Origin of the sequence: Paenibacillus sp. NPDC058177, assembly GCF_042883835.1 — a bacterium.
Taxonomy (GTDB): Bacteria; Bacillota; Bacilli; order Paenibacillales; family Paenibacillaceae; genus Paenibacillus_AQ; species Paenibacillus_AQ agri.
The window spans coordinates 1-12573 of record NZ_JBHVVB010000010.1 but is presented as its reverse complement, the minus strand read 5'-3'; the positions used below and the strand labels follow the sequence as shown (position 1 = coordinate 12573).

Below are 12573 nucleotides of genomic sequence, written 5' to 3'. Positions count from 1 at the left end.
TTTTCAGTTCCTCCAAAGGTTAGATTGCTCTACCCAGGACAGCCCGTCTTCGGTGTCCTTGCAGAGCAGGTTGATATGGCCCATTTTACGACCATTTTTGCTCTCTGTCTTGCCATATATATGAAGCTTGGGGATAACCCCCAGCTTATTGGCTATTTCATCATAAGCGCTGACCGTATTTACTGCACCTTCCAAGTGCTGCCCGAGCACATTGACCATGACTACCGGGGTCAGCAGCGTCGTGTCTCCCAGCGGCAGATTGGTGATCGCCCGTACATGCTGCTCGAACTGCGAAGTCGCACAGGCGTCCATAGTATAATGCCCGGAATTGTGCGGTCTTGGTGCCAGCTCATTGACGAACAGCTCACCATCCTCCGTAACGAACATTTCTACAGCCAGCAGGCCTACAGCGTTCAATCCGGTGATCAGTCTCTCCGCCAGCTCGCAAGCTCTGCGCTGAATTTCTTCCGGCACCCGTGCAGGCACAATAGAGAGGTGCAGGATGTTGTTCACGTGAATATTCTCCGCAGGCGGGAAGCTCTTCACCTCGCCAGACGCGCTACGGGCGGCAACGACGGAGATTTCGCATTGAAAAGCAACGAATTTCTCCAGCACCAGCTCCGGCACGGCTGCTGCGGTCGATGCGCCCGCTTCACCGGCGGGCGTGCCAGTCGTTGCGGCTCCCGGCGCTACCTGCCGGAATGCCGCTTCGAGCTCGGCAGCCTCGCGGATGACGGCTTGTCCCTTGCCGTCATAGCCTCCTGTGGCTGTCTTCAGCACACAGGGCAGACCGAGCTGGGCAGCCGCGGCCTCAAGCTCGGCCAGGCTGCCCACCATGCGGTACGGGGCGACCGGCACGCCGGCAGCCTCGATCGCAGCTTTTTCACGCAGGCGGTGCTGTGTCGTATACAGCAGCGCACTGCCCTGTGGCACGTACGATTCCTCCGCCAGCAGCGCGGCTACGCCTGCGTCGACGTTCTCGAACTCGTACGTGATGACATCGGAGCGGCGCGCCAGCTCACGCGCCGCGTCCCGGTCGTTGTACGCCGCTGTAATCTGCGGCGTCACTTGCCCGCAGGGCGCATCCGGCGCAGGGTCCAGCGCCACGAAGCGGTAACCCATGGCGCTGCCGGCCAGCGCCAGCATGCGGCCAAGCTGGCCGCCGCCGAGCACGCCGATAGTCGCGCCCGGCAGCAGAGTCCGGGCCGCTGCCGATCCGGACGTCCCCGCGCCGCCCGCCACATCTGCAGCGGGCAGCTTCTGTGCCTCCGGCCTCATAAGCTGTCGCTGCTTTCCAGCACTCCGGCGGTAATAGCATCCCGCCGGAGCTGCACTCGATCCTGTACCTGCGGATCGAATGCGCCGATGATTTGCGCGGCCAGGAGGCCCGCATTCACGGCTCCGGCACGGCCGATCGCTACTGTCGCCACCGGAATCCCGCCTGGCATCTGCACGATCGAGAGCAGCGAATCCAGGCCGTTCAGCGCCTTGGATTGCACGGGCACACCAATGACTGGCAGTACAGTTTTCGCTGCCACCATCCCTGGCAGATGCGCTGCTCCGCCTGCGCCTGCAATAATGACGCGGAGGCCACGCCCTGCCGCCTCCTCTGCATATTGGAACATCAGGTCCGGCGTACGATGCGCGGACACTACCTTTTTCTCATAGGATATTTCCAGTTCGTCAAGCACTGCACAGGCGTGCTCCATCGTTTCCCAATCCGATGTACTGCCCATGATGACACCGACTTGCACAGACATGATTTGACCCTGCCTTCCGTTAAAAATAAGATAGGTACACATTAGTTTTCCATAATTCCGAAAAAAAAAGCCCGATTTCCAGACGCATTTTGCTGCGGGAGGATCGGACTGCCAAGGAAATACATGAGGGCGGGTCCCGCTGCCCCTGAATGACGCTTCATCCGGTGCGGGAAAAGCACATACAACATCGGCATGTTACACAGACCCGGTGCTGCTGCGGCTATCCTTCATCACATCTCCTCGTAGTCCGGCAATTTACGGTTCCCGGGTAGAAACTTCCGGGCCATATCCCCGGCTTTATACGAGCTGTTCATAGCTTTAGTTTAACAACGCCCTACACATCATGTCAACTTAAACACGAACATTGTAAAATACAAAAGTTGAAACGTTCGCTTTTGAGTATCTTTCCTTTCGTAATAAAGGGCTATTATTCTGAAAAACAGATTTATTTTCTTACAAAGGCTAACAGGAATGGATAGTCTCCACCTTCAAGTTTGTAAGCCATAACAGTCTGAACAGACCTGTACGCAAAAAAGGGGAAAGCCGTCAGCGGCCTCCCCTGCCATCTATTTATTTAACAACCAGCACTGGAATACGTGCACTCTGCACGACATTATGGCTGACACTTCCTAGAACAAATTCACGTATCCCACCAAGTCCACGACTACCGATGACAATAACATCCGCACCATTCTCCTTGGCATAATTCAAAATGACCTCCGCAGGTGAACCCTGCAGCAGCTCTACATGGGCATTCAGCCCTTCCGCCTCAAGACGTCCCTTCACTTCTTCCGTCGTCTGCACTGCGAGATCATAATATTCCTTATTCACCGAAGCCGGCAGAGGCGCGAGAGCTTCCCCGATGAAAAAGCGCGGGAAATCAAATGCGTGTACGACATGCAGGGATGAACCTGGTGTGACCTTAGCCAGTTCAATTGCGCGCTCCAATGCTTGATTGGAAGCCTTAGAACCGTCATAGGCGAGCAAAATTTTAGAGAATAACATGTACGCCACCTCTTTTTCTGTTTTGTATAGCAATCATGAGATTCATAATGCCATCATCTTAGAAAATAGCTGTAGAGCAAGGCATTCAGAAGCAGCAGCAGCGGAATTCCGATCCTGAAGGACAGATGTCGCGTCTTGTGGCGCTTGCGGTACATTGCGATCAGCACACCTAGCGCTCCGCCCATGGCCGCTAACAGAAACAGGGTCTTTTCCGGCACCCGATCCCGTCTTTTACGGGCTTTGTTCTTGTCCTCGGACATGACCACGTACCCGATAACATTAATCACCACAAACCACACCATGACCAATTTGACCATTCTTTCCGGCCCCTCCTCCTTGCAACCTATCTACTTCTTATTATATTACCCTTTTCACAAAAAACCAATAATCCGCACCAGCGTTCTGACCATTCCGATGTCCCGGGTTTCCGTGTCCTCATGTTTCGACCGTTCCGTTGTTCTGGCATTTCGAGTTCTTACATTCTGGACCTTCTCGATGTTCCGGCCTTCCGTGTGCTCATATTTCGACTGTTCCGATTTTCCGGCTTTCCGCGTTCTCATGCTTCGGCCGTTACGATGTTCTAGCATTCCGAGTTCATATTTCGACCATTCCATGTTCTAGCATTCTGAGTTCTCAGGCTTCTACCGTTCTGGAGTTCTGGAGTTCCGAACATTCTGGTATACTTACGTCCCTGTTCCTCTACTCTGCATTCAGCTCTTACGTTCTAACATTCTGCCAGCCATCTCTCAGCGCAAAACCTTTTTCGCGGGCACTTTCCCTTCAATCCACACTAGGGACAACACTGCAGCCAACGTAGCCGCAATCCCTCCTAGCCAAAAACCACCCTCAAGGCCATACGCCGAGCTCATCCAGCCAGCTACGAACGGTCCGGCCGACATCCCTGCAGCATACACCGCCTGGTAAAAACCCATAGCCGTAGCCCGTTTAGACGGATCAACGCCCGAGACCGACTTACCTAGCAGCAGCGGGAAAATGAGTCCCTGCATAAACCCGTTGCCCACTTGAGTGATGCATAGTGCGGCAAGCGTCGGCATGAATGGGATGGATAGAGTACACAATGCCGTTCCGACAAAACCCAGCAGCAACGTCCCACGGTCACCCAGTAACTTTCCGAACATACGAGAACCATAGAGAGTGGCTAACGCATGCGGGACCATGAAGGCCAGTGTCAGCCAGCCCAGACTTTCTTTACTTGCCCCGATGCTCAGCGCCTGATTTGGCGTATAACCAAACATCGTAATGAACAGCACACAGTGGGCCAAGGCCGATAACAGCGACACCCTAACCAGCAGCGGTTCCTTGATGACAAGCGCCAGATCCTTGACCTGCATAGCGCCCTCGCTTCGCTCCAGCCTTTGCTCCGGCAAACGTAGGGCCAAGAGCAGGGCCAAGATAGCTACAATACCGCCGATCAGGAACGGTGCACCCCAGCCCCAGTGATCGACAATATAGCCGCTTATCATCATACTGGTGAGTTGGGCAATCACTGTAGTAAACTGCAGCATGCCCATCGCCTTTCCAGCTTCGTCCTTAGAAAAATATCCCGTGAACATCACCGTGTACACCACCCATGCCGACGCAGAAATGCCGGACACGGCTCGTGCCGCAAGTGCCCATCCAGGCGCTGCACCCCACATGAATAGAAAACAACTCGCAGCCGTTGCAATAAGTCCCAGATAAATAAACGGTCGCCTGCGGTTCATGTAATCCGAACCAATGCCCATTGGCAGACGGAACAAAATCTGCATCAGTCCGTACACACCAAGCACCATGCCAACCATCATGTAGGAAGCACCCAAATGCTCCACATAAGGTGAAAGCACTGGAACATAAATATAAGAAGAAAACCAATAGAAATAAACAATGATCAAAAAGAAAAATCGGCTGTTCCGACCTCGCTTTGAGGTTCCTGCCGATGCAAGTTGATCTGCCTGCCGCAGATCGGACATACCATCACCTGCTCCATCCTTCATAGTCCGAAGGCTTGGTGTTTCACAGGGTTCGTCTTCGGCCCTTTAAGTAAAACACATCCCTCTCAGGTTTGGAAGATGATGGGGCAAAGCTCTTAATACCCTTCGGATTTTACAGTAAGTCAAGTCGGTGCTGCTAAGAATGTTCCAACTACCCGGCTCATGTGAGCTCCAGGTCCCTTTCTCTCTATATCGACAGATAATCTCTCAGTGTCCGGCAGATGCCGTATCCACATGTGTTAGATACTTACGTCCGAATATGACGATGGCTACCGCCACCACAACGAATAATGCCCCAATGTAAAAAGGAACATGCGGGTTGTACCATTCCGCCAGCTTGCCGGCCAGCCAAGGTGCCAATGCACCGCCGATGAAACGCACGAAACTGTACGCAGCCGATGCTGTGGACCGCTCTACAGGTGCCGCCTCCATAACAGCGGTTGTTATAAGCGTGTTATTAGTTCCGAGGAAAGCTCCGGCAATGATTACTGCCAGAATCATCGTAATTTGTGAAGAGGTCCAGATCCCCATGACCAGCAGCGTAAGGGCAAAGAGCAGCAGCACGGCAGACATGGAGCGGATCGACCCGAACCTTTTTTGCAGACGCGGGGCCACAAAGACAGAAGTAAAGGCCAGCAGCAAGCCCCAGCCGAAGAACACATAACCCAGACCATGCTCATCCAGATTCATTACAAACGGCGTGTACGCCATCAGTGTGAAGAACCCGAAGTTGTATAAAAACGCGGTAATCGCCAGCACCAGCAAGCCCGGATGTCTAAGCGCCTTAAAAGGATCAGCCAGGGAAGCCCGGCTTTTCTGTTTTGAAACCTTCGGCATCAATAGCCCTATGGATATAAAAGCAATTGCCATCAGTGCGCCTACGCCGAAGAACGGCCCGCGCCACGAAATCGAACCCAGCTCACCGCCCAGCAGCGGTCCGACCGAAATTCCCAGCCCCAAGGCCGCTTCATATAAAATAACCGCCTTGGCCGAGCCGCGCACCGACAGACCTACAATGGCCGAAAGCGCCGTGGCAATGAATAATGCATTGCCGAGACCCCAGCCTGCTCTGAAGCCAACAAGCTGTCCAATGCTGCCTGACATTCCGCCCAGCAGGGCGAACAGGACAATCAATGCCGTCCCCGTCATCATCGTCCATTTCATCCCGATCCGGCTGGAAATGAAACCTGTAACCAACATCGCGATGCCTGTCACCAGATTATAACTGGAGAACAACAGTGATACCTGACTCGGCGTAGCATGCAGTTGTTTTCCGATGGCTGGCAAAATCGGGTCCACCAACCCAAGTCCCATAAAAGAAATTACGCAAGCAAAAGCCACGGCCCAAACCGCCCGTGGCTGAGTCAATCTTCCGGCATTTTGCTGCAAACCTTCCGAATTTATTCCCATTTTCTTTCCCTCCAAATGTAGATCTCAAGCTGTCCATACCCTGATGATTATCCCTAGACCCCATCCATTGCTCCACAACGTCCCTGGACCGCTGCCTCATATCCTCCTGCTCTGACGGAATGATGTCATCTTTTCCAGCTAGTATGATTCAACCCTCCTGTGACTCCAGTTGCTCCACAACATCCCTGGATCGCTGCTCATATCCTCCTGCTCTGCGCGGAATAATGTCATCTTTTCCAGCTAGTATGATTCAACCCTCCTGTGACTCCAGTTGTCCCAGAACATCCCTGGACCGCTGCCTCATATCCTCCAGCTCTGCGCGGAATGATGTCATCTTTTCCAGCTAGTGTGAGCTCAATCCTCCTGTGACTCCAGTTGCTCCAGAACATCTCTGGACCGCTGCCTCATATCCTCCAGCTCTGCTCGGAATGATGTCATCTTTTCCAGCTTCCGGTCCAGAGCTTCTAACTGTTCACCCAGCTTTTGCTCTAGTTCAATTAGCTTTTCCTTCCGGCCCGGTACTTCAGCTCTCCCTTTGTAATGGCTGCGATAGCTCTCCAGCAAATCATGAAAGGCTACAAACTGCTGCAAATCCACCAGTGAGATGCCCAGGACCTCCTTCGCATCCATAATCCTGCGGAGACTCTCAATATCCTCCTCGGTATATAGCCGCGTCCCCTTTTCGCTCCGCTGCGGTGATGCCAGCAGCCCCATCTCTTCGTAATAACGGATGGTGCGTTTGGTTAGCCCGGTTTCCTGCGCGACCTGTTCAATCTTTAACCAGCTCATAACGGCCTCCTGCTCCAATCTATAAGTTCATTGATTTTTGATTATTTTGACTACTCTTATATTATATATAATGTTAACGTTAACGTCAAATTTGTATATTGTTTATCCTTATTATAAGTAGCTTCAGTATCACCATACAAAAAAAGACTCGGCAACCAGCACCGAGTCCTTTCATATCTTTAGAGTCAAGCTACCTAGTTTTCTCTTCTCTTTTCCCTGAGATTAGGTTACTTTTCTGACTCCAACACATTTACTTAATTGTATGAACAAGATTGGAGGCGAGGAGAGTTTACTTTTAGTGATTAACGGCTTCTTCTGCCTTCTGCTCTGATCCAAGCAGCTTTGTTCGTAGTTTGTTTTCTTTCCTAATTATAAGCTGAACTTAAAAATTAATTAGCCTGAACCGACCAATGCCATACCCCAAGAGGAATTTACCGATTCATAGCGTTAGATTCAAAACGTTTGAACCTTCAGCTTCCCCTCTATAGCGAAGCCTTTAGCTACTCACGAGATTTTGAACAACAAAATTCCCTACTTGCTAGTGTTACTGACCCCGTTACTCCTTCTATCCAAAGTTACGGGGCCCTACTCGCTTCCTTTCTTTCCTTCCATTGCAGCCTTTAACAGCTCACCCAGGTTGGAGCCGATGCTTTCCTGCTTGCTGTACTGCTGCACCAGCTTCTGCTGCTCACGCTTGTTGACATGTTTGTGGTCTTTATCCATCGTCTCCGTGATGCCACAGCCCAGGCACTGTACATACAGTCCTGCCTTACCTTCTTTCAGTTCCATTTTCTTATGGCACTGTGGACAGCGGCGGTTGGATAGGCGCTTCTCTCCCGAACGGGTGTAGCCACAGCTGTCTGCCGGACAAATCAGCATCTTACCTCGTTTACTTTTCTTCTCTAGGAGTCTTGTTCCGCATTCCGGACAATGACTGCTGGAGACATTATGCGGCTTGTATTCTGCTGTGCTAGTTTTCACGCCAGATACAAGCTCTTGTGCCATGCTACGAATACCTTGCAGGAATGGCTCAGGACGGCCTTGACCGCGGGCGATCTTCTCCAGCTCCGCTTCCCAGCGAGCGGTGAGGTCTGGTGTGCGCAACTGTGGCGATACCAGACCGATAAGCTGCTTTCCTTTGCCAGTTGGATGCAGCGAATTCCCTTGACGCTCGATTGTATCCGAGCTAACCAGTTTCTCGATAATGTCGGCGCGTGTGGCTGGGGTGCCCAGCCCGTGCTTCTCCATTTGCGTTAGCAGCGATGCCTCCGTGTGCCGTTTCGGCGGCTGAGTCCGTCCGGCTTTGACCATGCAGCGCCGAACCGTCACCGTCTCGCCTTCGCGCAGCTCCGGCAGCTTAATACCGCTTGCGGCTGGTTCATCCGCCGCATTCTCATCTTCGTCGTCGTTACTCATATCGCCGCCGTAAACCTCACGCCATCCGGCATCTTTTACCGTGGTGCCTTTGACGTGGAAGCTCTCGCCCTCCACCTGTACAGTCACCGCTACAGCATCGTAGCGGGCCGGTGGATAGAACAAGCTGATGAAGCGCCGTACGATCAGATCGTACAGCTTCCGTTCCTCCGTGCTTAATCCGTTAAGCAGCACTGTCTGCTCCGTAGGAATAATTGCATGGTGATCGCTCACCTTGCTATCATCCACAATCCGCTTTGTGATTGGCAGCGGTTTGCGCAGCAGCGGGCGGGCCAGTGTCGCATATGGCCCGACAGCCACACTATCCAAACGCTCCTTCAGTGTACCCGTCATATCGGAGGACAAATAACGGCTATCCGTACGCGGATAAGTCACCAACTTGTGCTGCTCATAAAGACGCTGCAATACACTGGATGTCTGCTTCGCCGAGAAGCCGAACTTGCGGTTAGCATCGCGTTGCAGCTCCGTCAGGTCATAAGCGAGTGGATGCGGCTCGCTCTTTTCACTTTTTTGTACCTTCGTAATCCGTCCGTTCCGTCCGGTAAGCTTCTCACTTAAAGCCTTTGTCTTCTCTTTATCAAAAATCCGTCCATCTCCACCATTGGCCCGCCAGCCAGCCTGAAAATGCCCAAAATCAGCAGACAAGGTCTCAAAATCCTGCGAACGGAAGCTGGTAATTTCATTTTCCCGATCCATGATCATTCCGAGTGATGGTGTCTGCACCCGTCCCGCCGATAGCGGTGCGCCGAACTTGCAGGTCAATGCCCGTGTGACGTTCAGCCCAATCATCCAGTCCGCTTCTGCCCGGCAGCGTGCCGATTCATACAATCGGTCAAAATCCTTGCCCGGCCGCAGCGCAGCAAACCCTTCCTTGATCGCCTTATCTGTCTGCGAAGAGATCCAAAGGCGCCGGAACGGCTTTTTCCAACCTGCCATGTTCATGATCCAACGCGCCAATAGCTCACCCTCACGCGCAGCATCGGTAGCCACAATCAGCTCTCCAACATCCTGCCGTTTCATTAGATGCTGTACCGCCTTGTACTGTTGGCTCGTCTCCCGCAGCACTTTCAGCTTCGCCTTCTCGGGCAGGATCGGCAGATCCTCCAAAGCCCAGGTCGCAAATTTATTGTTGTAATCCTCAGGCTCCGCCAGGCCAACCAAATGTCCCAACGCCCAGGTGACTATATATTTAGGTCCTTCTATATAACTCTTCTGCTTCTCCTTACATCCCATAACCCGCGCAATCTCCCGCGCCACAGACGGCTTTTCCGCCAATACAAGTACCTTCATAACTCTCTCCTTTCCATACGGAATTATTATAGCATTAAATGAAAGACAGCAAATAACGTCAGGACTGATTATGCTGGCGGTTATACAATTACAATGTACTTCATATCATAAAGGAGTCACAGCCATGTGTGAAAAAGAAAGCTATACTATAGTTCCGATAGGTTCAGTTACAACATCCGGGGGAAACCGACAGCGCATTCTAATCAGCTCTGAGTTTGCTCCCGCATTAAAGGGGTTATCCAGCTTCAGTCACTGCCAGATTCTATGGTGGTTGCATGAATTTGCGGAGGATCACTTCCGTCAGACCACACAGATCGACCCGCCATATGATGCGCCAATCACAGGGGTATTCGCCACCCGCTCACCTGTTCGTCCGAATCCTTTAGGTCTCAGTGTCGCAGCTATTCTATCCGTGGACGGAGACACCGGCATAATAGAGGTTGCTGGATTGGACGCTTATTCCGGCACCTCTATCCTCGACATCAAGGCTTACTTCCCAAGTACCGATCGTGTTAAAGATGTGCGCGTCCCTTCCTGGTCTGCTAACTGGGGTGATTGGTGGCTCCCCGATCCAAGTTAAAATATCTAAATCACGGCTACAGGAGGCAGAACCATGAACAACCGCCAGCTTATTCTTAAAGCTCTGAATCTTATAGAGGACCACCTCACAGCGTCTCTTCCTGTAGCTGCACTATCTAACGCAATGGGATATTCTCTCTACCATTTCATACGCTTGTTTCAAGCGGTTACTGGAATGGCTCCTGGGGAATACATCATCCGGCGAAAAATCACTGAAGCCGCTCTGGATATTATCCACAGTCCGGATCGCTCATTTCTGGACATCTCGCTTCATTATCATTTTAATAACTATGAGACCTTCACCCGGGCTTTCAAAAGACTACTGCACACCACCCCCACACTTGTCCGAAAGAGGCAGGCCGGGACGATGCTCCCTCTGCTTCATAGAATGCATGAACGCGATCTACTGCATTTGTCAGCTACATTTAGCACGCCTCCACAGCTCGTTGAGCTGGGTGAGATCATCCTTCAAGGACCTCTCGCCAGGGTAAAAAATAATCCCGATGTCATCACTCAAACCTGGCCCCGACTATTTAATAGCATTCATAATATTCCCCAGCGCAAGCTTCCAGAAAAATACTATCAAGTCGCTTATTGGCCTGAAAAGGATGATCACAGTGCATTTTCGGTCATGTGCGCATGTGAGTTACTTGCTTCCTTGTTGGAGCAAAGTAAAAAACATCATGATTTCCAAAGTAGAGTCTTAGAAACTTCCTTCCTGGATGAATCTTTAAACATTTTGTCGCATACAGGCCCCAGCGCTGATTTTCCTATTCACAGACTCCCGCCAGCCCGATACCTCAGATTCATACATAAAGGCCTTTCTAGGGAAGTATCTTCTACCTATAAATACATTTATGGAATATGGCTACCCAAGACCGATTACCGTCTGTCACTTCCTTATGAGTTTGAATACTATGGCGATGCCTATCTCGGTCCGGACAATGAATCCTCTCTTAGCGAAATTTATATTCCATTAGAACTGCTATAATTCGATAGTTAAAAAAACAGTTAACCTAATAAATGTTTATATTTCTTCATAATAGGTTAGATAACAAAAGACCCGAGCCTCTAACCAGACCGGGTCTTAATTTTGTGCATACTCTATTTCTACTGCTATTTCTACTCCTAATTCTATTTTAGCTTGACGCATCTACTTTTACTTTCACTTCTACTTATTTTTCTAAACTAATACTCCTAACTTCGCGCTTCTACCTCTGCTGCTCTTACTCTGCAAATGTTAGACAAGCCGTAAAAATCACCGTATCGCCGGAAATCCCCTGGACAAACGTCCCTTCAGTTTCCACCGAAGAGCGGGTAATTGTTATCTCCTGTCCAAAGGTCGCTTCCTGCAAATAAGTAATTCTGAAACGTTTAATCGTTCTTCCACCCCATTCATCCAAAGACAGCGCATCACAACATAAATCACCGTATCTGGCATTGTTCAAATGCCCGTTATTGTCCAGTCCGCTGTATCTTACCTGATAACGATAAGCTTCCTGCATAAGCAGCTCCTCAGGGATCTCCACTTTGCTCGACATCTCTCCTACTGAATCAGCTACATAGTGCTCCACTGGAACTGGTAGTGCTGAAGGCCGGAGAATTTTGCGTTTTTCGATATCAACCAGAGCCCAAATGGAGCGCGCGCTCGCGATCTCATTGTCACTACTATCAAAAATTCGGTAATCCCGCTGCCACAAAGCGCCTTTGGTTCCCTTACTCCAGGTTCGAACAGATAGCCTGTCATTCGGCCGTGGTGTGGATCGAAAATCAATGTCCAGTGTAATTAGCATCCACGCCATTCCTGCCTCTAGCATTTTCTCCAGACTAACCCCTAGCCCTCCTACCGCAGAATCTGCTGCACGTTGCATCATATCCAGAATAAAAGACAACTTGGCATTGGAACGATAATCTGTATCGCTAGCATGTACAACCTGCTTCTCTATCCACACAAGTTTGTTAGAGTTATCCATAGGTATCCTTCTTTCATATAAAATATCTATCGGTTTTGTAGGCAGTATCCACATATCCCACTGCCTATCCACATAATCTGGGGAGTACTCACCTAAAAAGCACTTAAAATCCTTTATCCACATGTGGGTAACTTTAAATAGTTTACACTTTTCCTGTATTTACCCACAAACTTTTCTGGGATTTACTCTGTAATTTGAATCTTTAGACAACAAAAAGCCCTTGTTGATTAAATCAACAAGGGCTCATGTGCTTGGCGGCGTCCTACTCTCCCAGGACCCTTCGGTCCAAGTACCATCGGCGCTGGAGGGCTTAACGGTCGTGTTCGGGATGGGTACGCGTGG

Annotated in this window: 12 protein-coding genes, 1 rRNA gene and 1 riboswitch; of the genes, 2 read left to right on the top strand and 11 right to left on the bottom strand. The window is 50.8% G+C overall.

Going from position 1 to position 12573, the window contains the following annotated elements; translation table 11 throughout:
* Positions 1 to 3: 3 nt before the first annotated feature.
* The 9 genes from purK to ACFVU8_RS27115 all read right to left on the bottom strand — a co-directional run bounded on the left by purK (position 4) and on the right by ACFVU8_RS27115 (position 9679).
* Positions 4 to 1278, bottom strand: a complete 1275-nt coding sequence (purK, locus tag ACFVU8_RS27155; protein ID WP_387431501.1) for a 5-(carboxyamino)imidazole ribonucleotide synthase — start codon at positions 1276 to 1278, stop codon at positions 4 to 6.
* Positions 1275 to 1760: a 5-(carboxyamino)imidazole ribonucleotide mutase gene (gene purE, locus ACFVU8_RS27150; RefSeq protein WP_387431499.1), complete on the bottom strand. Its 486-nt coding sequence runs from the start codon at positions 1758 to 1760 to the stop codon at positions 1275 to 1277. Before purE ends, purK begins: the two co-directional genes overlap by 4 nt.
* Before the next feature lie 223 nt (positions 1761 to 1983).
* Positions 1984 to 2085, bottom strand: a riboswitch (purine riboswitch).
* A gap of 245 nt (positions 2086 to 2330) precedes the next feature.
* A complete protein-coding gene (locus ACFVU8_RS27145; protein WP_379467448.1) occupies positions 2331 to 2765 on the bottom strand; it encodes a universal stress protein in 435 nt (144 codons plus the stop codon).
* Between the two features lie 53 nt (positions 2766 to 2818).
* Entirely contained in the window at positions 2819 to 3082 is a 264-nt protein-coding gene (locus tag ACFVU8_RS27140; protein WP_066379397.1) for a DUF1294 domain-containing protein, read from the bottom strand.
* A gap of 54 nt (positions 3083 to 3136) precedes the next feature.
* Entirely contained in the window at positions 3137 to 3379 is a 243-nt protein-coding gene (locus ACFVU8_RS27135; protein WP_387431497.1) for a hypothetical protein, read from the bottom strand.
* Between the two features lie 132 nt (positions 3380 to 3511).
* A complete protein-coding gene (locus ACFVU8_RS27130; RefSeq protein ID WP_379467443.1) occupies positions 3512 to 4735 on the bottom strand; it encodes an MFS transporter in 1224 nt (407 codons plus the stop codon).
* A 228-nt stretch (positions 4736 to 4963) separates the two neighbouring features.
* Entirely contained in the window at positions 4964 to 6166 is a 1203-nt protein-coding gene (locus ACFVU8_RS27125) for an MFS transporter (protein WP_379467441.1), read from the bottom strand.
* Between the two features lie 354 nt (positions 6167 to 6520).
* Positions 6521 to 6955: a MerR family transcriptional regulator gene (locus ACFVU8_RS27120; protein WP_379467439.1), complete on the bottom strand. Its 435-nt coding sequence runs from the start codon at positions 6953 to 6955 to the stop codon at positions 6521 to 6523.
* A gap of 585 nt (positions 6956 to 7540) precedes the next feature.
* Entirely contained in the window at positions 7541 to 9679 is a 2139-nt protein-coding gene (locus ACFVU8_RS27115) for a DNA topoisomerase III (RefSeq protein WP_387431495.1), read from the bottom strand.
* A gap of 124 nt (positions 9680 to 9803) precedes the next feature.
* On the opposite strand from ACFVU8_RS27115, the gene ACFVU8_RS27110 reads away from it, so the two are divergent.
* Both ACFVU8_RS27110 and ACFVU8_RS27105 read left to right on the top strand, forming a co-directional pair.
* Positions 9804 to 10259, top strand: coding sequence for an SAM-dependent methyltransferase (locus tag ACFVU8_RS27110; RefSeq protein ID WP_066379378.1), 456 nt, complete (start codon positions 9804 to 9806; stop codon positions 10257 to 10259).
* Positions 10260 to 10292: 33 nt separating this feature from the next.
* On the top strand, positions 10293 to 11249 hold the full coding sequence (locus tag ACFVU8_RS27105; protein ID WP_387431493.1) for an AraC family transcriptional regulator: 957 nt from the start codon (positions 10293 to 10295) through the stop codon (positions 11247 to 11249).
* 235 nt (positions 11250 to 11484) lie between these two features.
* Here ACFVU8_RS27105 and ACFVU8_RS27100 read toward each other — a convergent pair whose 3' ends face one another.
* Positions 11485 to 12231 (bottom strand): acyl-[acyl-carrier-protein] thioesterase, encoded by a 747-nt coding sequence (locus ACFVU8_RS27100; protein ID WP_066379366.1) that lies wholly within the window; start codon positions 12229 to 12231, stop codon positions 11485 to 11487.
* A gap of 249 nt (positions 12232 to 12480) precedes the next feature.
* A 5S ribosomal RNA gene (gene rrf / locus ACFVU8_RS27095) occupies positions 12481 to 12573 on the bottom strand; the annotation flags it as partial.

Bases quoted from the DNA above. Each gene is read 5' to 3' on its own strand.
- purK (WP_387431501.1), bottom strand. From the start codon at position 1,278: ATGAGGCCGGAGGCACAGAAGCTGCCCGCTGCAGATGTGGCGGGCGGC.
- purE (WP_387431499.1), bottom strand. From the start codon at position 1,760: ATGTCTGTGCAAGTCGGTGTCATCATGGGCAGTACATCGGATTGGGAA.
- ACFVU8_RS27145 (WP_379467448.1), bottom strand. From the start codon at position 2,765: ATGTTATTCTCTAAAATTTTGCTCGCCTATGACGGTTCTAAGGCTTCC.
- ACFVU8_RS27140 (WP_066379397.1), bottom strand. From the start codon at position 3,082: ATGGTCAAATTGGTCATGGTGTGGTTTGTGGTGATTAATGTTATCGGG.
- ACFVU8_RS27135 (WP_387431497.1), bottom strand. From the start codon at position 3,379: ATGGAATGGTCGAAATATGAACTCGGAATGCTAGAACATCGTAACGGC.
- ACFVU8_RS27130 (WP_379467443.1), bottom strand. From the start codon at position 4,735: ATGTCCGATCTGCGGCAGGCAGATCAACTTGCATCGGCAGGAACCTCA.
- ACFVU8_RS27125 (WP_379467441.1), bottom strand. From the start codon at position 6,166: ATGGGAATAAATTCGGAAGGTTTGCAGCAAAATGCCGGAAGATTGACT.
- ACFVU8_RS27120 (WP_379467439.1), bottom strand. From the start codon at position 6,955: ATGAGCTGGTTAAAGATTGAACAGGTCGCGCAGGAAACCGGGCTAACC.
- ACFVU8_RS27115 (WP_387431495.1), bottom strand. From the start codon at position 9,679: ATGAAGGTACTTGTATTGGCGGAAAAGCCGTCTGTGGCGCGGGAGATT.
- ACFVU8_RS27110 (WP_066379378.1), top strand. From the start codon at position 9,804: ATGTGTGAAAAAGAAAGCTATACTATAGTTCCGATAGGTTCAGTTACA.
- ACFVU8_RS27105 (WP_387431493.1), top strand. From the start codon at position 10,293: ATGAACAACCGCCAGCTTATTCTTAAAGCTCTGAATCTTATAGAGGAC.
- ACFVU8_RS27100 (WP_066379366.1), bottom strand. From the start codon at position 12,231: ATGGATAACTCTAACAAACTTGTGTGGATAGAGAAGCAGGTTGTACAT.